We start from the raw sequence: 19,436 nt of genomic DNA on the forward strand, positions 1-19,436 counted from the left end.
TACACGCGGACGCGTCGGCGAGCCTCCCTCCTCAAGGGGGATTCCGGTGCGACTTGTGGTGTTCGTGTGGCCAAACGGCACGGTTGGGGTGCAGAATGTGCTACACAGATCGGGAAGTGGCACATCGGGGAGGGGCACGGAAGCCCACAAGCCGAAGCGAAGCTCGAGAGGTCGTAGGGGAAGACGTCCCTCGTCGAGCAAGCGGAGGTCAGCAGTGAGCACCCGTGGCAACACCCGAGGTGTGGTGTACGTCCACTCGTCGCCGTCTGCGGTGTGTCCGCACGTCGAGTGGGCAATTTCGGGCACCCTCGGGGCCCGAGTCGAGCTGAAGTGGACGGCGCAGCCCGCCAGTCCCGGGCAGCTGCGTGCCGAGTGCGGCTGGCGCGCGCCTTCCGGTACCGCGGGCAAACTGGCCTCGGCGCTCAAGGCGTGGCCGATGCTGCGCTTCGAGGTCACCGAGGAACCCAGCGCCGGCGTCGACGGCGAACGGTTCTGTTTCGCGCCCGGACTGGGCCTGTGGCACGGCCGTACCAGCGCCAACGGCGACATCGTGGTGGGCGAGGACCAGCTGCGTTCCCTCGTGAGCATGACTCGTGGCGGTGAGTCGCTCGCGCACAAGCTGGACGAGCTGCTCGCGGCGAGCTGGGACGAGGCACTCGAGCCCTACCGCCACGCAGGCGACGGCGCTCCCGTCACGTGGCTGCACCAGGTCGGGTGACACCCGCGGGCGGGTGGGTACCCTCTCGGGGGTGACCGCCCGTCCGCCCGCACCCGCCCGCCAGCGGTGGCTGGTACCCGTCATCGTCGTGGTGTTGTCGATCACCGTCGGCGGTGGCCTGCTCGCGCGCGAGCTGTACCGCCGCCCGGTCGTCGACACCGCCGACCCCATCGCCCTCACGACGCCGACGTCGGTGGACAAGGACGACCTACCCGGTCCCGGTGACGTCAAGGTCACCGAGGACGCCGCCCGGCACCCGAACGGCAAGGCCGTGCAAGCCGTGCTGCAGGACTACTTCGACGGCATCAACAACCACGACTACGACCAATGGGCACGCTCGGTCAGCAAAGCCCGGATCTTGGACAACCCCCGCACGATGTGGACGAGCGACTACAAGTCCACGAAGGACGGCAGCATCCTGCTGTACCGCATCGAACCCGGAGCAGGCTCGTCGCTGCGGGTGCTCGTGGGCTTCACCAGCACGCAGTCGTCCAACGAGGCACCGGAAGCGCTCAAGGAGGGCTGCATCCACTGGCGCCTGGTGCTGCCGATGATCCTCGAAGGCGGCGGGTACAAGATCGACACCGTCACCCCCGGGACCTTGCCCGAACAGGAGAAGTGCTGACTCTGCCCGGCCCGGACAACGAATCAGGGCCCCTCCCGCGACGGGAGGGGCCCTGATTCGTTGCGGTGGAACCGATCAGGCGGCCGGCGTGAACAGCAGGGCGGTGTTGTGGCCGCCGAAGCCGAACGAGTTGCTGAGCGCCGCGGTGAGCTCGACCTTGCGGTTCTCGCCCGACACGATGTCGAGCTGCACCTTCGGGTCGAGGTCGGTGAGGTTCAGCGTGGCGGGCACCACGCCTTCGTAGAGCGCGAGGATCGTGGCGATGCCCTCGACCGCGCCGGCACCGCCGACGAGGTGGCCGAGCGCGCCCTTCGGAGCGGTGACCACGGCGTGGTCGCCCACGGCCTTGAGGATCGCCGCCGCCTCGCCGATGTCACCGACCACAGTGGACGTCGCGTGCGCGTTGACGTGACCGATGTCCGCCGGGGACAGGCCGGCCATGCTCATGGCCGCCCGCATCGCCGCGATCTGCCCGATGCCTTCCGGGTGGTTGCCCGTGATGTGGTAGGCGTCGGACGTGATGCCGTAGCCGGCGAGCTTCGCGTAGATCCGCGCGCCGCGCTCCCTGGCGAGGTCGGCCCGCTCCAGCACGACCACCCCGGCGCCTTCGCCGAGCACGAAGCCGTCGCGGCTGGAGTCGAACGGCCGGGACGCGGCCGCCGGGTCGTCGTTGCGGGTCGACACCGTGCGCGCCTGGGCGAAGCCCGCGAGGGTGATCGGGTGGATGCACGCCTCGGTCCCGCCGGCGACCACGACGTCGGCCCTGCCGGACCGGATCATCTCGTAGCCGGTGGCGATGCCCTCGGCGCCGGAGGCGCACGCCGAAGCGGGGGAGTGGACCCCCGCCCGCGCCTTGAGGTCGATGCTCACGTGCGCCGCCGGCCCGTTGGGCATCAGCATCGGCACGGTGAGCGGCGACACCTTGCGGAGCCCCTGCTGGTGCAACAGGTCGTTCTGGCTCAGCAGCGTCATCGGGCCACCGACACCGGTGCCGATCGACACGCCGAGGCGTTCCGGCTCGACGTCGGTGTGCTCGTCGGTCTGCTCGGCGAACCCAGCGTCGGCCCAGGCCTGGCGGGCGGCGATGATCGCCACCTGCTCGCACCGGTCCAGCCGGCGGGCCTGGACCCGCGGCAGGACCTCGGACGGATCGACGGCCAGCGTCGCCCCGATCTTCACGGGCAGGCCGAGTTCTTCGACCCAGTCCGCGGTCAGCGGGCGGATGCCGCTGCGGCCGGACAGCAGGCCGTCCCAGGTGGACGCGACGTCCCCGCCGAGGGGCGTGGTCGCCCCCATACCGGTGATCACGACGTCGATGTTGCTCATGGGAGTCTCCCCAAGGTCTCGGCTCCGGACCGGGGAGCATCCCCGGCCCGGGTACGAAGAGGACTTACTTCGAGTTGGCGGACACGTAGTTCATCGCGTCGCCGACGGTCTTCAGGTTGGCGAGCTCGTCGTCCGGGATCTTGACGCCGAACTTGTCCTCGGCCTGCACGGCGATCTCGACCATCGACAGCGAGTCGATGTCCAGGTCGTCCACGAACGACTTCTCGGCGGTGACGTCGTCCTGAGCCACACCGGCCACCTCTTCGACGATCTCGGCGAGGCCGGCGAGGATCTCAGCGTTGTCAGCCATTGGAGTTGTTCCCTTCTCGGTTCTTCTACAGGTCCACCTCGCGGACACGGCGTCCGCGAGGGAAGTATCCATCAGGGGCAGACGAAGGCCTGTCCGGCATACGAGAGCCCGGCGCCGAAACCGATCGCCAGCACGATGTCGCCCGGCTTCGCGGTGCCTGCCTTGCGCATGTGGTCCAGCGCCAACGGGACCGACGCCGACGAAGTGTTGCCGGAGTACTTGATGTCGTCGGCCACGATCATGTCCTCCCGCGCGCCCGCGGCGCGCAGCTTCTTCGCGATCGACTCGACGATGCGCAGGTTGGCCTGGTGCGGGATCAGCACGTCCACATCGGACGGTTGCAGGCCCGCGGCCTCGAGCGCCCGCAGGGCGATCGGCGCGATCTGCGTGGTCGCCCAGCGGAAGACCGACTGGCCCTCCTGGTAGATCCACTTCTCGTCGCGCATGTAGATCAGGTCCACGAGGTCGCCCGCGCTGCCCCACACGACCGGGCCGATGCCCGGCTCGTCGGAGCCGCCGACCACCGCGGCGCCCGCGCCGTCGGCGAAGATGATCGCGTTGGCGCGGTCGGTCGGGTCCACCACGTCGGTGAGCTTCTCGGCGCCGATCACGAGCACCTTCTTCGCGGAGCCGGCGCGGATCAGGTCCGAGGCCACGCCGAGGCCGTAGCAGAAGCCGGCGCACGCGGCGTTGAGGTCGAAGGCGCCGGGGCTCGGGATGCCGAGCCGGGCGGCGACCTGGCCGGCCGCGTTCGGAATGGGCGAGGGCATCGTGCAGTTCGGCAGGATGACCGTGTCCACTTCGGACGGATCGACGCCCGCGTCTTCCAGTGCGGCGGTGCCGGCGGCGACGGCGAAGTCGACGAGCAGCTCGTCCTTGTTCCCGAAGCGACGCTCGATGATGCCCACGCGCTCGCGGATCCATTTGTCGTTGGTGTCCATGAGCTCCGAGAGGTCGTCGTTGGTCACGACCCTCTCCGGCTGGTGGCTGCCGACGCCGAGGATGCGGGTGCTGGCAGGGCCCGTGCTCTGGCGCAGGCTGGGACGGTCGGTCACAGGGCGTCCTCCTCGCGCAGCTTCGCCAGCTCGGCCGGCGTCTTCAGCGCGGTGGTTGTGGTGACGACACCCTTGAGCTGCCGCTTGACCAGGCCGGTCAGCGTGCCCGCGGGCGCCAGTTCGACAGTGCTGCTCACGCCGAGCGACACGAGGCCGTCCATCGTGAGGTCCCAGCGCACGGGCCGGGTGACCTGCGCGAGGAGCCGCTCCAGGTACTCGGTGCCGCTGGTGACCACGGTGCCGTCGGCGTTCGACAGCAGCGGGCGCGTGGGGTCGGCCGGGGTGAGGCCGGCGGCGTGCTCGCGAAGGGCGTCTTCCGCCGGCGCCATGTACGGCGTGTGGAAGGCTCCCGCGACCTTGAGCGCACGGATCTTCGTGCCCTCCAGGGGTTCGGCGACGATCCGCTCGATGGCGTCGGCCGCGCCCGAGGCGACGATCTGGCCGGCGCCGTTGCGGTTGGCCGCGGCCAGCCCGCGCTCTTCGAGCCACGCGACGACCTGCTCGGGGTCACCGAGCATCACGGCCGCCATCGACGTCGGCTCCAGCGCGCAGGCCTTGGCCATCTCGGCGCCGCGCACCGCGGCCAGCGCCACGGCGTCGGCCGGGGTCAGCACCCCGGCGATCGCGGCGGCGGCGAGCTCGCCCACGGAGTGGCCGGCCACCGGCGCGTCGTCGGCCACCGGCGCCACCTGCTGCAGGCGCTCGAACGAGAGCAGCGAGAGCGCGACGATCAGCGGTTGCGCGACCGCGGTGTCCTGGATCTCCTCGGCGTCGCCTTCCGTGCCGAGGCGGACGAGGTCGAGCCCGGCGCGGGCGGACCACTCCTCGACGCGCGCGCGGGCGCCGTCGGTCTCGAGCCACGGGGAGAGCATGCCGGGGGCCTGTGAGCCCTGGCCGGGTGAGAGGACTGCTGCTGTCACGCCGTCTATGACACCACGCTGGGTCGCGTCCCTCGGATGCGGCCGGTCACCAAGTCCACGGGGCGTTATTGGAGGAAACCTCCAAAGACCCGGGATAGAACCTTGCCCTTAACCCAGATGCCTTGTGGGATTCAACCATCGCTTGCCGTGAAGTCTGTCACGGGACCGGTGCCGCGCGCGGGCACGTCACGCCGAGTCGTCATCCGGGCCGCCGCAAGAGTCACCAGAGGCCGCGGGCGCGGGCCAGCCTGCCGACGGTGAGCGCGGCCCGGAGCACGAACGCGTCGCGCGGCTCGGTGGGGTTGCGGCCGGTGAGCTCGGCCGCTTTGCGCAGCCGGTACCGCACGGTGTTGGGGTGCACGAACAACGTCTGCGCGCAGCGTTCGAGCACGCCACCGCTCTCGAGGTAGGTCTCCACGGTGCGCTGCAGCGCGGTGCCCGCCTCCTCCAGCGGCCGCGCCACGAGATCCACCAGCAGGCGCTCGGCCTCGGGATCACCCGACAGCGCGCGCTCGGGCAGCAGGTCGTCGGAGCGGACGGGCCGTGGCGCGCCCGGCCAGCCCACCACCGCGCGCAGGCCCGAAAGCGCTTCGGCCGCGCTGTGGTGCGCCTCGGCGAGCGACGGCACGGTCGGGCCGGCGACCACGGGACCGTCGGCGAACACCGCGGACATCCGCGAAAGCGTTTCGCGTTCCTTCACGCCGCCTTCGGTCGGGCCGCCGATCACGATCACCAGCCGTGAGCCCTGCACCGACAGCAGCACGGGCCGGCCGACGCGCGCGGCGCGGCTGCGGACCTCGAACACCACCGTCGGCGGGTCCTCCGAAGGCGGGTTGCCCACGATCACGGTCGCGGCCGACGCGGGGTCCCAGCCGAGCGCGGCCGCGCGTGAGAGCACCGCCTCCTCGGCGTCGCCGCGCACGATTCCGTCGACGACCAGCGCTTCCAGCCGCGCGTCCCACGCGCCGCGCGCCTCGGCCGCCGCCGCGTAGGAGTTGGCCGCGGCGAACGCGATCTCCCTGCCGTAGCGCAGGATTCCCTCGATCAGGGCCGCGCGTTCGGCCTCGTTCGCGGCGAACTCCGGCAGCTGTTCCTCGAACTGCTCGATCGCGAGCCGCACCATGCTCACGGCCTGGCGCAGGCTGATGTAGCGCGACAGCTCGGCGGGCGCGTCGCGGAACGCCTCGGTGGTGAGCTTGAGCGCTTCCTTCGAGTCGCGCAGCCAGTCGACGAACCCCGCCGCGCCCGCCTGCGTGATCAGCAGCACGCTGGCGCGCTGGTCGGCGGGCAGCCGCCCGAACCACACCAGCCGTCGTTCCATCACAGCGACGCTCGCGCTCGCGAGCCGTCCTGAGGCGTGGTCGAGCGAGCGCAGCGTCTTCGCTGACAGCCCGTGGTGCTTGGGGACCCGGCGCCCCGTCGTCTCTGCCATTCGTTTCGATCCTCCGCTGGAATCCTAGTTGGACATTCGATCGGCAACTTTCGGTGGCGGACACGCAACCGGGGGCGCTAGGCACCGTCCGGCGGGAACTCTACGATCCGTAACCGGTGATGTACGTCACCGAAATCCGACAACAAGGGGGAAAGGGCCGATGCCAGAGCCCGGACTGGAGATCGATGCGATCTCCAAACGCTACGGCACTGTCGTGGCACTGGAGAAGATGACTTTCGACGTGCGGCCGGGCGAGCTGTTCGGCTTCGTCGGCAGCAACGGCGCGGGCAAGACCACCACGATGCGCATCGCGCTCGGGGTGCTCAGCGCGGACGCGGGCGAAGTCCGCTTCGCGGGTTCGCCCATCACTCACGAAACCCGGCGGCACATCGGGTACATGCCGGAAGAGCGTGGTTTGTATCCGAAGATGAAGGTGGGCGAGCAGCTGACGTACCTCGCGCGGCTGCACGGCATGTCGGCGGCCGACGCGAAGGCGTCGACCGAGCGCTGGACCGAACGGCTCGGCGTGGCTTCGCGCCGCGGCGACGAGGTGGAGAAGCTCAGCCTCGGCAACCAGCAGCGCGTGCAACTCGCGGCCGCGCTGGTGCACGAACCGCGCATCCTCGTGCTGGACGAACCGTTCTCGGGCCTGGACCCGGTCGCGGTCGACGTGATGAGCAAGGTGCTCAAGGAGAAGGCGGCCGACGGCGTGCCCGTCGTGTTCTCCAGCCACCAGCTGGATCTGGTGGAGCGCCTCTGCGACCGCATCGGGATCGTCCGGAGTGGACGGATGGAGGCGATGGGCACCGTCTCGCAGCTGCGGGCCGGCGGCGCCGTGCGGCTGCTCGTCGACGCGCCGCAGGCGGCCGACGGCTGGGCCGCGAACCTGCCCGGCGTAACGGTGCTGGGCCGCGACGGTTCGGTGACCGAGCTCGAGCTCGTCGACGGTGCCGACGACCAGGTCGTGCTGCGCGCGGCGCTGGCGACCGGGCCGGTGCGCGAGTTCGCGCGGAAGCTCCCGTCGCTGACCGATCTGTTCCGTTCCGTCGTCACCGAGCACCACCACGAGGAGGTTGCGGCATGAGCACGCCCGACGTCCGCATGAGCCCGCTGTCCGGGGTCGGCCTGGTCGCCTCGCGCGAGATCAGCACGCGGCTGAAGTCCAAGGCCTACCGGATCAGCACGCTCGTGCTGCTCATCCTCATCGTCGCCGGGGTCGTGGTGCTGAAGCTCGTGGGCGGCAGCAGCGGTCCCGACGAGACCGTCGGCTACGTGCCGGCCGCGGCACCGCTGTCGGCGCCGCTGACGGCGATCGGGAAGTCGGTGGGGCAGGACATCGCCACGCAGCGCGTCGCCGACGAGCAGGCCGGCCTCGCGAAGCTGAAGGACGGCTCGATCGACGCGTTGCTGGTCCAGGGCGCGGACCGGGTGCACGTGCAGGTCGAGAAGGACCTCGACGGCAACCTCAAGAACGTGCTCACCGTGCTCGCGGGCCGCGTCGCGCAGAACTCGGAGATCATCGCGCAGCACGGTGATCCGGCGAAGGTGGACGCCGCCGTCGCGAGCGCGAGCATCGACGAGCTGCCGCCGCTGGAGAAACCGTACGACTACGACAGCCAGCAGCTCGTGCTCGGCATCATCGCGGGCATCCTCATCTACATGTCACTCCTGCTCAACGGCCAGACCGTGGCGCAGGGTGTGGTCGAGGAGAAGACGTCGCGCGTGGTCGAGCTGCTGCTGTCCACCATCAAGCCGTGGCAGCTGATGGCGGGCAAGGTGCTCGGCATCGGCACGGTCGGGTTGATCCAGATGCTCGCGATCGGGGTCGTCGGCATTGCCGCGGGCCTGGGGACGGGGGTGCTCACCATCTCGGTGTCCGCGGCCATCGGCACCGTCGTCTGGCTGGTGGTGTGGTACCTGCTCGGGTTCTTCATGTATTCGATCGTGTTCGCGGCGCTCGGCGCGCTCGTGTCGCGGCAGGAGGACGTGAGCGGCGCCGTGTCGCCGGCGCTGATGCTGGTGATCGTCGGGTACGTGGTGGGCATCTCCGTGCTGCCCTCGGACCCGTCGAACGAATTCGCCGAGGTGCTTTCGGTGATCCCGGTGTTCGCGCCGACGCTGATGCCGATGCGGCTCGCCATGGGCGGGGTGCCCGTGTGGGAAGCCGTGGTGTCGGTGGGACTCGTGGTGCTGCTGATTCCGCTTTTGATCTGGCTGGCCGCGCGGATCTACCGCAACGCCGTGATGCGCACCGGTGCGAAGGTCAAACTGCGCGACGCGCTGCGCGCGGCCTGAGTGTCCGTTCGGTGAACGTGCGTCGTCGCCCTGTGAAACCCGAAGGCCGCTGAAACCTCGAAGGGTGCTGAAAGCCCTGAAGGGTCCGGCGAAACCTGAAGCGTATTCGCAGGGCGACGACGCGAACACCCGCTGAATACGCCCGGTGGTAATACCCGCAAATGCTCGAGGCCGCCCGGCGCTTGCGGTTTACGCTGCGCCGGACGGCCTCGTCTCCCCGGTCCCCACCGGTAGTACAAGTATGGCCGCGATTGATCTTCTCGCGCCAGTCGTCTCACTCGATCGTGGTGCAACGCACTCCCGCTGGCTGGGTACCTGATCATCGACCCGCTGCAACAGCCCGCAGCCGGGAATCCATGACGAAGGGAGCCCAGCGTGGGTGAGCAACTCAAGGACGGACTCGGACAGGCCTGGAATCTGGTGGCCACGTTCGTCCCGAAACTCGTCGGGTTTCTGATCATCCTGCTGATCGGCTGGCTGATCGCGAAAGCGGTGTCCAAAGCACTGTCACTGGTGCTCGGAAAACTCGGATTCTCCCGGCTCGTCGAGAAGACGGGCCTGACCGGAATGATGAAGCAGGCGAATGTCGACGCCACCGGCATCCTCGTGAAACTGGTCTACTACTTCATTCTGCTGATCGCGCTCCAGCTGGCGTTCGGCGTGTTCGGTGAGTCGAATCCGGTCAGCCAGCTGCTCAACGACATCATCGCGTTCCTGCCGCGGATCGTGGTGGCGCTGGTGCTGATCGTGGTGGCCGCCGCCATCGCGAAGGTCGTGCGCGACGTCGTGAACTCGGCGATGTCCACGCGGCCGGCGGGCCGGCTGCTCGGCACCGTCGCCTACTGGCTGATCATGGCGTTCGGCATCATCGCCGCGCTGGGCCAGGTCAACATCGCCACCGCCATCACGGGCCCGGTGCTCATCACGGTGCTGGCGACTATCGGCGGCGTGATCGTGGTCGGCTTCGGCGGCGGCCTCATCAAGCCCGCCCAGGACCGCTGGGGTGGCTGGCTCGCCAACCTGCAGGGCCAGCTGAGCCCGGGCGACGGAGGTGGTCAGCGGCAGGTCGGTGGCCGGCTGCAGGCCCAGACCACTCAGCCGCAGGCCCAGACCACCCAGACCCAGGCCCAGACCACGCAGGCCCAGACCACGCAGACCCGCACCCAGCCCGTTCAGCCGGGAAACGGCCACCCGGCCGCGAACGACACCCCGACCCCGCCGGTCGGGTTCAACCGCGTCGATCGCTGATCCCGGCGCGGTTCGGACTGGCCCGGTGCATCGGGAGGGCACCGGGCCTGTCCGCGTGCTGGGACGGTGTCGCCCGCCTCACACCTCGGGGAATCCCGCGCCCGCCCGAGGTGTTGCGGCGAGAGTTACATGGGGACGAGAAGGGGTGCGGACGTGGACTTCCTGCTGCAGCACGGTGTCACGGTGTTCGGCCAGTGGATCTCGATCGCGGAGCTCGCGGGGCAGGTGCTCGCGCTCGCGGTCGTGTTCCTCGCCGACCGGCGGACGCTGTGGACCTGGCCCGTGCAGGTCGGCGCGACGATCCTGCTGTTCTCTGTCTACGTTTCCGCACACCTGGGCGGCCTGGCCAGCCGGCAGATCGCCATCCTCGCGATCTCGCTCTACGGCTGGTGGGCATGGCGGCGCCGCACCGACCCAGTCAACGGGGTGGTCGTGCGCACCGCGCGGGCGACCGAGCGGTGGGCGATGCTCGGCGCGTTCGTGGTCGGCACGGTGGCGATGGCGTTGGTGCTGCAGGCGCTGAACGCGTCGTGGGCGCCGTGGCCGGACGCCGCGATCTTCATCGGCACGCTCGTCGCCTTCGGTGCGCAGGGCGCGGGGCTGGTCGAGTTCTGGGGTGTGTGGCTGGTGGTCGACGCGATCGGCGTGCCGTTGCAGATCTCCTCCGGCCTGTACTTCTCCGCCGCGATCTACCTCGTCTTCGCGGTGCTGGTCGTGCACGGCTGGTGGAACTGGAACCGCTCGGCCAAGCGCGTGGCCGCGCACCGGGCGGTCACGGCAGCATCCAGCTGAGCACCGGGGTGCTCTGCCCGAACACGATCAGGCACATGACCAGCAGCAGTCCCACGCTCCACGGCAGCACCTTGCGCAGCAGCTTGCCCTCTTCGCCCGGCAGGTTGGCCGCGACGCACGCGATGGTCAGGTTCTGCGGCGAGATCATCTTGCCCAGCACGCCGCCGGAGCTGTTCGCCGCGGCCAGCAGGTCCGCGCGCAGGCCCGTCTGGTGCGCGGCCGTGACCTGCAGGGCGCCGAACAACGCGTTGGCTGAGGTGTCCGAACCCGAGACGGCGACGCCGAACCAGCCGAGCACGGGGGAGAGGAACGCGAGCCCGGCGCCGGCGGCGGCGATGAACGTGCCGATCGTGGTCGTCTGGCCGGACAGGTTCATCACGTAGGCCAGCGCGAGTACCCCGGTCACGGTGACGATCGCGAACCGCAGCTCCTTCACCGTCGCCAGCCACTCCCGTCCGGCCGTGCTCGCGGCGACCTTGAGCACCACGAGCGTGAGCAGCCCCGCGATGAGCACGAGCGTGCCGCCGGTGTTGAGGAACGGCAGCGAGAACGTGTTGCCGGACACGGCTTTGCCGTCCGGGCCGTGCACGTCGAGGCCGGGCCAGTGGAACTTCCACGTGGCCGCGTCGAGGAGCTTCTTGATCGGCGGCACCTGCGCGAGCGAGAAGATCACGATGATCAACGCGTAGGGCAGGTAGGCGCGCACGACCTCGCCGCGCTCGTCCGGCCGGTCGAGCGTCGCGGTGCGGGAGCCGGTGAGCACCTGCGCGCGGACCTCGGCGGGCACCGCGCGGCGCGTCATCGGCAGCGCTACGAGCGCGGCGGCGCCGGCCAGGGCCGCACCGATGTCGGCCAGCTGCGGCGAAACGAAGTTGGACGCGAGGAACTGCACCACGCCGAACGCGACGCCGCAGACCAGCGCCGGCACCCACGTCTCCCGCAGGCCGCGTTTCCCGTCGACGATGATCACCAGCAGCAGCGGCACGAACAGCGCCAGCAACGGCGTCTGCCGCCCGACGATCGACGACACCTGCTCCAGCGGAAGCCCCGTCACCTGCGCGAGCGTGACCACGGGCGTGCCCATCGCGCCGAACGCGACCGGCGCGGTGTTCGCGACGAGCGCCACCACGGCGGCCTTGCCCGGCCCGAACCCGACCGCCACGAGCATCACCGCGCTGATCGCCACGGGCGCGCCGAAGCCGGCCAGCGCCTCCATCAACGCGCCGAAGCAGAAGGCGATGATCAGCGCCTGCAGCCGCGGGTCGTCGGAGATCCGCCCGAACGAGCGGCGCAGCACGTCGAAATGACCCGTGTGCACGGTGATCCGGTAGATCCACAGCGCGTTGACCACGATCCACAGGATCGGGAACAGCCCGAACGCCGCCCCTTGCAGCGCGCCGGAAATCGCTTGTCCCACAGGCATCCCGTACACGGCGATGCCGACGACGAGCGCCACGACAAGCCCGATCAGCGCGGCGTGGTGGGCCTTGGTCCGGACCACCCCCAGTAGCACCAGCACCACGGCCAGCGGCACCACCGCGACGAGCGCGGAAAGCCCGAGACCACCGAGCGGAGCCAGGTCTTGCACGAACACGCCGACCTCCCGGGGGGACCGCCGTTTCCGGATTGCGGAAACAGCCTTTCACGAGGTGGCAGAGATACTCGTCACAGACCCACCGGTACGTCAACCCGGTGTCGCACGTCTGGACCAATGCCCCAACGCGGCATTGGGTGTGTTGGGCGCACCGAATGTGGCGTTCGGTGCAACGCGCACCAAGAACGCCACATCGGGGCGATTCAGGCTCGGCGGAAGGTCAGCGCAGGGTCACGTGCGAAGGTCGCAGGTCCTCGACGCGGCGCACGCCCAGCAGCTGCATGGTCCGGATCATCTCCGTGCGCAGGATGTCGACGCAGCGCTGCACACCGCGCTCGCCGCCCGCCATCAGGCCGTAGAGGAACGCCCGGCCGACGAGCACGAAGTCGGCGCCGCGCGCGATCGCGGCCACGATGTCGCCGCCGGAGAGGATGCCGGTGTCGACCCAGACCTCGGCGGTGCCCTGGATCTCGTCGAGCACCGCGGGCAGCAGCTCCAGCGGCGTCGGCGCGCGGTCGAGCTGGCGGCCGCCGTGGTTGGACAGGACCACGCCGTCGGCGCCGTGTTTCACCACGTCGCGCGCGTCGGCCACGTTCTGCACGCCCTTGACCACGAGCTTCCCGGGCCAGGTGCGGCGCACCCAGTCGAGGTCGTCGAAGTCGAGCGTGGGGTCGAAGAGCTGGGCCAGCAGCTCGGCCACGGTGCCGTCGAAGTGGCTCAGCGACGCGAAGTTCAGCGGCTCGGTGGTGAGCAGGTTGAACCACCACGCCGGGTGCATCGCGCCGTCGGCGAAAGTCTTGAGCGTGAGCGCCGGCGGGATGGTGAGGCCGTTGCGCACATCGCGCATGCGCGCGCCGGCCACTGGGGTGTCGACGGTGAGCAGGAGCGTGTCGTAGCCGTTCTCCCACGCGCGATTCATCAGATCTTCGCCCGCGCCGTGGTCGCGCCACACGTAGAGCTGGAACCACTTGCGCGCGTCGGGCGCCGCCGCGGCGAGGTCCTCGATGGAGGTGGTCGCCATGGTGGACAGGCCCATCGGGATGCCGTTGCGCTGCGCCACGCGGCCCACGGCACGCTCGCCCTCGTGCTGCATCATGCGCGTGAACCCAGTGGGCGCGAAGCCGAACGGCAGCGCCGAGGTCTTGCCGAGCACCGTCCGCGTGGTGTCCACATCGGACACGCCGCGCAGCACGTTGGGGTGGAACTCCACGCGCCGGTAGGCCTGGCGGGCGCGCAGCAGGCTGTCTTCGAGCTCGGCCGCCCCGTCGGTGTAGTCGAACGCGGCGCGCGGTGTGCGCTTGCGCCCGATCATCCGCAGGTCGGCGATCGTGTGCGCGCCGGCCAAGCGCCGCTCGGTCGGGTTGAGCACGATCGGCTTCGGCCGCAGGATCTGCTTCAGTTCACTCGGCCGCGGCAGACGACGCTGGGTCACGCGCGATCACCCTTCCTCAGGCGCTCGGTCATTTCAGGGACGAGAGCTCTCGGACGCTGAGATACATCCGATGTCTACCCTAGTGGGCTGGGGTCTCGAAACAACAAGACCCTCCGGGCCATTGTGCGCCCGGAGGGTCTTGCTGCGACCACTGCTTACGCGTTGCCCGAGTCCGACGTCTGCGGGCCGGCGGCCGAGACGTCGTCGAGGCGGTAGCGGCGCACCGCTTCGGTCACCTTGTCCTGCGCCACCTCGCCGCGCTTGGCGAGCGCAGTGAGGGCGCCGACCACGATCGACTGCGCGTCCACGAGGAACTTGCGCCGGGCGGCCGGGCGGGTGTCGGAGAAGCCGAACCCGTCGGTGCCGAGCGTGAGCATGTCGGTGGGCACCCACGGGCGGATCAGGTCCGGCACCGCGCGCATCCAGTCCGACACCGCCACGACCGGCCCGTTGACGCCCGACAGCGCCTGCGTCACGTACGGCACGCGGGGGCTGTCGGCCGGGTGGAGCAGGTTGTCGTGGTCGATTTCCACGGCCTCGCGGCGCAGCTCGGTCCACGACGTGGCCGACCACACCGCCGCGCGCACGCCCCACTCCTCGGCCAGCAGCTGCTGGGCCTTGAGTGCGTCGGGCATCGTGACGCCGGAGACGAGGATGTGCGCCTCCGGGCCGTCGCCCGCCGGGGCGTCGGCGTACTTGTAGAGACCCTTGAGCAGGCCGTCGACGTCGAGGTTCTCCGGCTCGGCGGGCTGCTGGTAGGGCTCGTTGTAGATCGTCAGGTAGTAGAAGACGTTCTCGCCGTTGCCGTGCGGCCCGGTCTCGCCGTACATGCGCCGCAGACCGTCGCGGACGATGTGGGCGATCTCGAACGAGTAAGCCGGGTCGTAGGCCACGACCGCCGGGTTGGTCGCCGACAGCAGCAGCGAGTGCCCGTCGGCGTGCTGCAGGCCCTCACCGGTCAGCGTGGTGCGGCCCGCCGTGGCGCCGAGCACGAAGCCGCGCGCCATCTGGTCCGCCGCCGCGTACAGGCCGTCGCCGGTCCGCTGGAACCCGAACATCGAGTAGAAGATGTAGATCGGGATCATCGGTTCGCCGTGCGTGGCGTACGAGGTGCCGACGGCCGTGAACGACGCGGTGGAACCCGCCTCGTTGATGCCCTCGTGCAGCAGCTGGCCCTTCTCGGACTCCTTGTAGGCCAGCATCAGGCTCGCGTCGACCGACGTGTACGTCTGGCCGTGCGGGTTGTAGATCTTGGCAGTCGGGAACATCGAGTCGAGACCGAACGTGCGGGCCTCGTCCGGGATGATCGGGACGACGCGCTTGCCGATCTCCGAGTCCTTCGCGAGCTCGCGCACGAGCCGGACGAACGCCATCGTGGTGGCGACCTCCTGCTTGCCCGAGCCCTTCCGGATGCCCTCGTAGACCTTGTCGCCCGGCAGCACGAGCGCCTTGGCGTGCTTCGGCCGGCGCTCGGGCAGGTAGCCGCCCAGTGCCTTGCGGCGGCCGATCATGTACTCGATCTCGGGCGAGTCGGGGCCCGGGTGGAAGTACGGCGGCAGCTTCGGGTCGCGCTCGAGCTCGGCGTCGCTGATCGGGATGCGCTGGGCGTCGCGGAACAGCTTGAGGTCGTCGAGCGTGAGCTTCTTCATCTGGTGCGTGGCGTTGCGGCCCTCGAACGCCGGGCCGAGGCCGTAGCCCTTGATGGTGTGGGCGAGGATCACCGTCGGCTGGCCGTGGTGCTCCATGGCCGCCTTGTACGCGGCGTACACCTTGCGGTAGTCGTGGCCACCGCGCTTGAGGTTCCAGATGTCGCCGTCGGAGAGGTCCTTGACCAGGTCCTTCGTCCGCGGGTCGCGGCCGAAGAAGTGCTCGCGCACGTACGCGCCGTCATTCGCCTTGTACGTCTGGTAGTCGCCGTCCGGCGTCACGTTCATCAGGTTGACGAGGGCGCCGTCGCGGTCGGCGTGCAGCAGCGAGTCCCACTCGCGGCCCCAGATGACCTTGATCACGTTCCAGCCCGCGCCGCGGAAGTACGACTCGAGCTCCTGGATGATCTTGCCGTTGCCGCGCACCGGGCCGTCGAGCCGCTGCAGGTTGCAGTTGATCACGAAGGTCAGGTTGTCGAGGCTCTCGCCGGCGGCCACGTGGATGAGGCCGCGCGATTCCGGCTCGTCCATCTCGCCGTCGCCGAGGAACGCCCAGACGTGCTGGTCGTTGGTGTCCTTGATGCCGCGGTCGCGCAGGTAGCGGTTGAATCGCGCCTGGTAGATGGCGTTCATCGGGCCGAGGCCCATCGACACCGTGGGGTTCTCCCAGAAGTCCGGCATCAGCCGCGGGTGCGGGTACGACGGCAGGCCGCCACCCTCACCGGCGTGGCTGTACTCCTGGCGGAAGCCGTCGAGCTGCGACGAGGACAGGCGGCCCTCGAGGAACGCCCGCGCGTACATGCCCGGGGAGGCGTGGCCCTGGAAGAAGACCTGGTCACCGCCGCCGGAGTGGTCCTTGCCGCGGAAGAAGTGGTTGAAGCCCACCTCGTACAGCGCCGCGGACGAGGCGTAGGTCGAGATGTGCCCGCCGACGCCGACGCCCGGCCGCTGCGCGCGGTGCACCATGATCGCGGCGTTCCAGCGGATGTAACGGCGGTAGCGGCGCTCGATCTCCTCGTCGCCGGGGAACCACGGCTCGTTCTCCGTGGGAATGGTGTTCACGTAGTCCGTGGACGTGAGCGCGGGTACGCCGACGTTGCGCTCGCGGGCGCGCTCCAGGATGCGCAGCATCAGGTAACGCGCGCGCTGCTGACCACCCCTGGCCAGCGCCTCGTCGAAGGAGTCCAGCCACTCGGCGGTCTCCTCCGGGTCGATGTCGGGCAGGTGCGCCGCGAGTCCGTCACGGATGACGCGTACGCGTGCCGGGGTCTCCTTGCCGGAGGCGCCGTCGTTCTGCGGGGCCAAGGGGTCTCCTTGTAACTGGTTGTAGCCGTTGTAGCTGCTGGGCGGGAGTGCACGCCGATTCCCATCGTCGTCCCCGGCCCGGCTCCCGTCACCTTTACTGTCCGGTAACAAGGGTCGCCCCGAGTGTGCCACTCCCCGCGTGCGGTGTATCGCGCGCGCGTTTTCTTCTCCCCAACACTAGAGGAGAGGTTTCCGGGGGTTGCCGGAGCGGTCGTGCGACACTGCCCACAGACACCTGTCCCGGGGTCACCGAAGACCCCGGGGGGCCTCCACGCTGCGACACGACTTGTCAAAGATCCGGTGTGGACGGTTGCGCGCAGCGCCGCGCCAGTGTTCGCTATCGACAACCGTGTACCCGAGTGTGGTGGCCGGCGCGGCTTCGCCCGTGTGTCCGACCACCGCGCTCCGTCGTAGTTGGAGGAGTGGAAGCAGTGGTCGCCGCGGGAGACGCAGGCACTGCCGGCGTCGCCGAGAGCCTTGGCATCAAGCCGGACATGGTGGTCCAGGAGATCGGCTGGGACGAGGACGTCGACGAAGACGTTCGCGCGGCGATCGAGGAGGCGATCGGCGCCGAACTCCTCGACGAGGACGCCGACGAAGTCATCGACGTCGTGCTGCTCTGGTGGCGCGAAGACGACGGCGACCTGGGCGACGCCCTGGTCGACGCCCGGGGTCCGCTGGACGAGAACGGCGTGATCTGGGTCCTGACGCCCAAAACGGGTCAGCCCGGGCACGTCGAGCCCAGTGAGATCGCCGAAGCCGTGCCCCAGGTCGGTCTGTCACAGACCGCCAACATCAGCGTGGGAGCCGACTGGCTCGGGACCCGCCTGGTGTCGCCGAAATCCTCGAAGGCGAAACAGCGGTGAACCGGGGCCTGCGCAGCTGACACGATAGGGTTGTCGGCGCAGGTTTCGTGATCGCTTTCGGAGAGGATTCGCCGCATGGCCGTCGAGGTCGGTACGCCAGCCCCGGACTTCACGCTCAACGACTACAACAAGCAGCCCGTCACGCTGTCGTCGTTCAAGGGCGACAAGCCGGTGCTGCTGGTCTTCTTCCCGTTCGCGTTCAGCGGGACCTGCACCGGCGAGCTGTGCCAGCTGCGTGACGAGTTCGCCGACTACGACACCCAGGGCGTGCAGATCCTGGGCGTCTCCGTCGACGCGGTCTTCTCGCTGAAGGTGTGGGCCGAGCAGCAGAACTACCAGTTCCCGCTGCTCTCGGACTTCTGGCCGCACGGCGCGGTCGCCCAGGCCTACGGCGTCTTCAACGACAAGGCCGGCATGGCCCTGCGCGGCACGTTCCTCATCGACACCGACGGCATCGTCCGCTTCGCCGAGGTCAACCAGCCCGGCGAGGCTCGCGACCAGTCGGCGTGGAAGAAGGCCGTGGCCGAACTGGCCTGACGTTCTTTTTGTTGACGGGCCCGGCTTCTCACCGGCCGGTCCCGTCAGCGGGCGCATAGCTCAGCGGAAGAGCACTCGGTTTACACCCGAGCGGTCGCAGGTTCGAACCCTGCTGCGCCCACCAGGCGAAACGGGGCTCCCAAGATTATTGGGAGCCCCGTTGACATCACCACTTGACATCAGTCGCCGGTGGCGCGGCGGTCCATCCGGTCCGCCAACCGCTTCTTTGCCGCGTCGAGGACGTGGCCGTAGATGTTCGCCGTCGTCGCGATCGAGGCGTGGCCGAGCTGTTCCATCACCTCCCGAATGGTCGCGCCGTCGAGCAGGAGCAGCGTCGCTGCGGTGTGACGGAGGTCATGGACCCGGACGTGGTCGAGCTTGGCGTTCGTCAGGATGCGATTGAGCATCGTGTTGACGTTGCGCGGCTCCACGACGCGGCCTGAACTCGTGACGAAGATGAGGTCGTCCGGTTGCTCCGGAGCAGGGTTGAGGGGCTCTGAGAGCCGCTCAGCCGTTTGCTGTCGGTGCTTCGCCAGGGCGGCAAGCGCGACCCGGCCGATGTAGACCTCCCGGCGGGAGCGCTTCGTCTTCACCTTGCCGAACAACAGCCGGCCTCGGACCCGCTGCACCGTCCGGCGGACCTTCACCAGCCCCGTCTCCATGTCCACGTCCGACCAGGCGAGCCCGAGGGCTTCTCCCTTCCTGAGCCCGGTTGTGACGAGGATCAGCCAGAGCGCGTGCAACCAGTGAGCCGCGATCGCTCGAATGAACGCGCGGGCGGCCTCTTCGTCCAACGGCTCGATGTCGGTTTCCCCGCGGCTTGGCGTGGCCACCAGGCGTGCGACGTTCCGCCCGATCAGCTCTTCCCGGCAGGCGTTGCTCAGAGCGCTTCGTAGTACCTCGAAGACGTTCTGTACGTACCGGTCGGACAGCTTCTCGCCGAGGACAGTCTTCTCCTTTCGTAACTTCGCGATGAGGGCTCGCACGTCACGCGGCGTCAACGCATTCATCTTCCGTTTGCCGAGGTGGGGCTTGATGAACCGCCGAATGACGGTCTCGTACCCGGCGTACGTCGATTCGGCGCGCTCGACCTTGACGATGCTCTCCACCCAGTAGTCCAGGTAGTCGCCGAGTTGCATGGTCGAGCTCATCGACGGCACGCCCTTGCGGTTGTTGTCCAGCAGCTCGACGCGCTTCGCCTTCACCTCGTCGCGGGTCTTGCCGTAGACGTACTTGCGCTTGGTGCCCCCGTCCGGCGTCAGTACGTATACGGCGGCGTGGAATCGCCCGTCTTTTCGGGCGACGATGGTGCCCATGCCGTTCTCTGCTCGCTTC

At 69.4% G+C, this 19,436-nt stretch carries 17 protein-coding genes and 1 tRNA gene; 9 read left to right on the top strand and 9 right to left on the bottom strand.

Going from position 1 to position 19,436, the window contains the following annotated elements; genetic code table 11:
* Positions 1-214: 214 nt before the first annotated feature.
* On the top strand, positions 215-718 hold the full coding sequence (locus K1T34_RS28660) for a DUF3145 domain-containing protein (protein ID WP_220237879.1): 504 nt from the start codon (positions 215-217) through the stop codon (positions 716-718).
* A 31-nt stretch (positions 719-749) separates the two neighbouring features.
* Complete coding sequence (locus K1T34_RS28665) at positions 750-1,343, top strand: hypothetical protein (protein WP_220237880.1); 594 nt, start codon at positions 750-752, stop codon at positions 1,341-1,343.
* 75 nt (positions 1,344-1,418) lie between these two features.
* Here the strand turns inward: K1T34_RS28665 and K1T34_RS28670 are convergent, their stop codons facing one another.
* The 5 genes from K1T34_RS28670 to K1T34_RS28690 form a co-directional block, all read right to left on the bottom strand.
* Positions 1,419-2,669, bottom strand: coding sequence for a beta-ketoacyl synthase (locus tag K1T34_RS28670; protein ID WP_220237881.1), 1,251 nt, complete (start codon positions 2,667-2,669; stop codon positions 1,419-1,421).
* A 64-nt stretch (positions 2,670-2,733) separates the two neighbouring features.
* Positions 2,734-2,979, bottom strand: coding sequence for an acyl carrier protein (locus K1T34_RS28675; RefSeq protein ID WP_220237882.1), 246 nt, complete (start codon positions 2,977-2,979; stop codon positions 2,734-2,736).
* 71 nt (positions 2,980-3,050) lie between these two features.
* Positions 3,051-4,034, bottom strand: a complete 984-nt coding sequence (locus tag K1T34_RS28680) for a beta-ketoacyl-ACP synthase III (RefSeq protein ID WP_220237883.1) — start codon at positions 4,032-4,034, stop codon at positions 3,051-3,053.
* Entirely contained in the window at positions 4,031-4,954 is a 924-nt protein-coding gene (locus K1T34_RS28685; protein ID WP_266118348.1) for an ACP S-malonyltransferase, read from the bottom strand. The genes K1T34_RS28680 and K1T34_RS28685 overlap by 4 nt, the downstream gene beginning before the upstream one ends.
* Before the next feature lie 220 nt (positions 4,955-5,174).
* Positions 5,175-6,386 carry a CdaR family transcriptional regulator gene (locus K1T34_RS28690; protein WP_220237884.1) on the bottom strand — a complete coding sequence of 404 codons (1,212 nt, stop codon included), beginning with the start codon at positions 6,384-6,386 and terminating at the stop codon, positions 5,175-5,177.
* Positions 6,387-6,546: 160 nt separating this feature from the next.
* Here K1T34_RS28690 and K1T34_RS28695 point away from each other — a divergent pair, with 160 nt between their 5' ends.
* The 4 genes from K1T34_RS28695 (at position 6,547) to K1T34_RS28710 (ending at position 10,721) form a co-directional block, all read left to right on the top strand.
* On the top strand, positions 6,547-7,470 hold the full coding sequence (locus K1T34_RS28695) for an ABC transporter ATP-binding protein (RefSeq protein WP_220237885.1): 924 nt from the start codon (positions 6,547-6,549) through the stop codon (positions 7,468-7,470).
* Positions 7,467-8,681: an ABC transporter permease gene (locus K1T34_RS28700; RefSeq protein ID WP_255637658.1), complete on the top strand. Its 1,215-nt coding sequence runs from the start codon at positions 7,467-7,469 to the stop codon at positions 8,679-8,681. The genes K1T34_RS28695 and K1T34_RS28700 overlap by 4 nt, the downstream gene beginning before the upstream one ends.
* A gap of 375 nt (positions 8,682-9,056) precedes the next feature.
* Positions 9,057-9,929 carry a hypothetical protein gene (locus K1T34_RS28705; protein ID WP_220237886.1) on the top strand — a complete coding sequence of 291 codons (873 nt, stop codon included), beginning with the start codon at positions 9,057-9,059 and terminating at the stop codon, positions 9,927-9,929.
* A 153-nt stretch (positions 9,930-10,082) separates the two neighbouring features.
* On the top strand, positions 10,083-10,721 hold the full coding sequence (locus K1T34_RS28710; RefSeq protein ID WP_220247468.1) for a nicotinamide mononucleotide transporter family protein: 639 nt from the start codon (positions 10,083-10,085) through the stop codon (positions 10,719-10,721).
* Here K1T34_RS28710 and K1T34_RS28715 read toward each other — a convergent pair.
* From K1T34_RS28715 to aceE, 3 genes are all read right to left on the bottom strand, one after another.
* A complete protein-coding gene (locus K1T34_RS28715) occupies positions 10,702-12,315 on the bottom strand; it encodes an L-lactate permease (RefSeq protein WP_220237887.1) in 1,614 nt (537 codons plus the stop codon). The genes K1T34_RS28710 and K1T34_RS28715 overlap by 20 nt on opposite strands.
* 220 nt (positions 12,316-12,535) lie before the next feature.
* Positions 12,536-13,747 (bottom strand): alpha-hydroxy acid oxidase, encoded by a 1,212-nt coding sequence (locus K1T34_RS28720; RefSeq protein WP_220237888.1) that lies wholly within the window; start codon positions 13,745-13,747, stop codon positions 12,536-12,538.
* Positions 13,748-13,902: 155 nt separating this feature from the next.
* Positions 13,903-16,698, bottom strand: a complete 2,796-nt coding sequence (aceE, locus tag K1T34_RS28725; protein WP_220237889.1) for a pyruvate dehydrogenase (acetyl-transferring), homodimeric type — start codon at positions 16,696-16,698, stop codon at positions 13,903-13,905.
* A gap of 431 nt (positions 16,699-17,129) precedes the next feature.
* Here aceE and K1T34_RS28730 point away from each other — a divergent pair, with 431 nt between their 5' ends.
* The 3 genes from K1T34_RS28730 (at position 17,130) to K1T34_RS28740 (ending at position 18,225) form a co-directional block, all read left to right on the top strand.
* Positions 17,130-17,564: a DUF3052 domain-containing protein gene (locus K1T34_RS28730; protein ID WP_220237890.1), complete on the top strand. Its 435-nt coding sequence runs from the start codon at positions 17,130-17,132 to the stop codon at positions 17,562-17,564.
* Between the two features lie 75 nt (positions 17,565-17,639).
* A complete protein-coding gene (locus K1T34_RS28735) occupies positions 17,640-18,101 on the top strand; it encodes a peroxiredoxin (RefSeq protein WP_220237891.1) in 462 nt (153 codons plus the stop codon).
* 49 nt (positions 18,102-18,150) lie between these two features.
* Positions 18,151-18,225, top strand: a tRNA-Val gene (locus tag K1T34_RS28740).
* Between the two features lie 55 nt (positions 18,226-18,280).
* On the opposite strand, the gene K1T34_RS28745 is transcribed toward K1T34_RS28740, so the two are convergent.
* Complete coding sequence (locus K1T34_RS28745) at positions 18,281-19,417, bottom strand: tyrosine-type recombinase/integrase (RefSeq protein WP_220237892.1); 1,137 nt, start codon at positions 19,415-19,417, stop codon at positions 18,281-18,283.
* Between the last annotated feature and the right edge of the window lie 19 nt (positions 19,418-19,436).

This window comes from Amycolatopsis sp. DSM 110486, assembly GCF_019468465.1.
Lineage (GTDB): Bacteria > Actinomycetota > Actinomycetes > Mycobacteriales > Pseudonocardiaceae > Amycolatopsis.

Excerpts from the sequence above, each read along its gene's own strand:
- K1T34_RS28670 (WP_220237881.1), bottom strand. The coding sequence starts at position 2,669 with ATGAGCAACATCGACGTCGTGATCACCGGTATGGGGGCGACCACGCCC.
- K1T34_RS28675 (WP_220237882.1), bottom strand. The coding sequence starts at position 2,979 with ATGGCTGACAACGCTGAGATCCTCGCCGGCCTCGCCGAGATCGTCGAA.
- K1T34_RS28690 (WP_220237884.1), bottom strand. The coding sequence starts at position 6,386 with ATGGCAGAGACGACGGGGCGCCGGGTCCCCAAGCACCACGGGCTGTCA.
- K1T34_RS28695 (WP_220237885.1), top strand. The coding sequence starts at position 6,547 with ATGCCAGAGCCCGGACTGGAGATCGATGCGATCTCCAAACGCTACGGC.
- K1T34_RS28700 (WP_255637658.1), top strand. The coding sequence starts at position 7,467 with ATGAGCACGCCCGACGTCCGCATGAGCCCGCTGTCCGGGGTCGGCCTG.
- K1T34_RS28735 (WP_220237891.1), top strand. The coding sequence starts at position 17,640 with ATGGCCGTCGAGGTCGGTACGCCAGCCCCGGACTTCACGCTCAACGAC.
- K1T34_RS28745 (WP_220237892.1), bottom strand. The coding sequence starts at position 19,417 with ATGGGCACCATCGTCGCCCGAAAAGACGGGCGATTCCACGCCGCCGTA.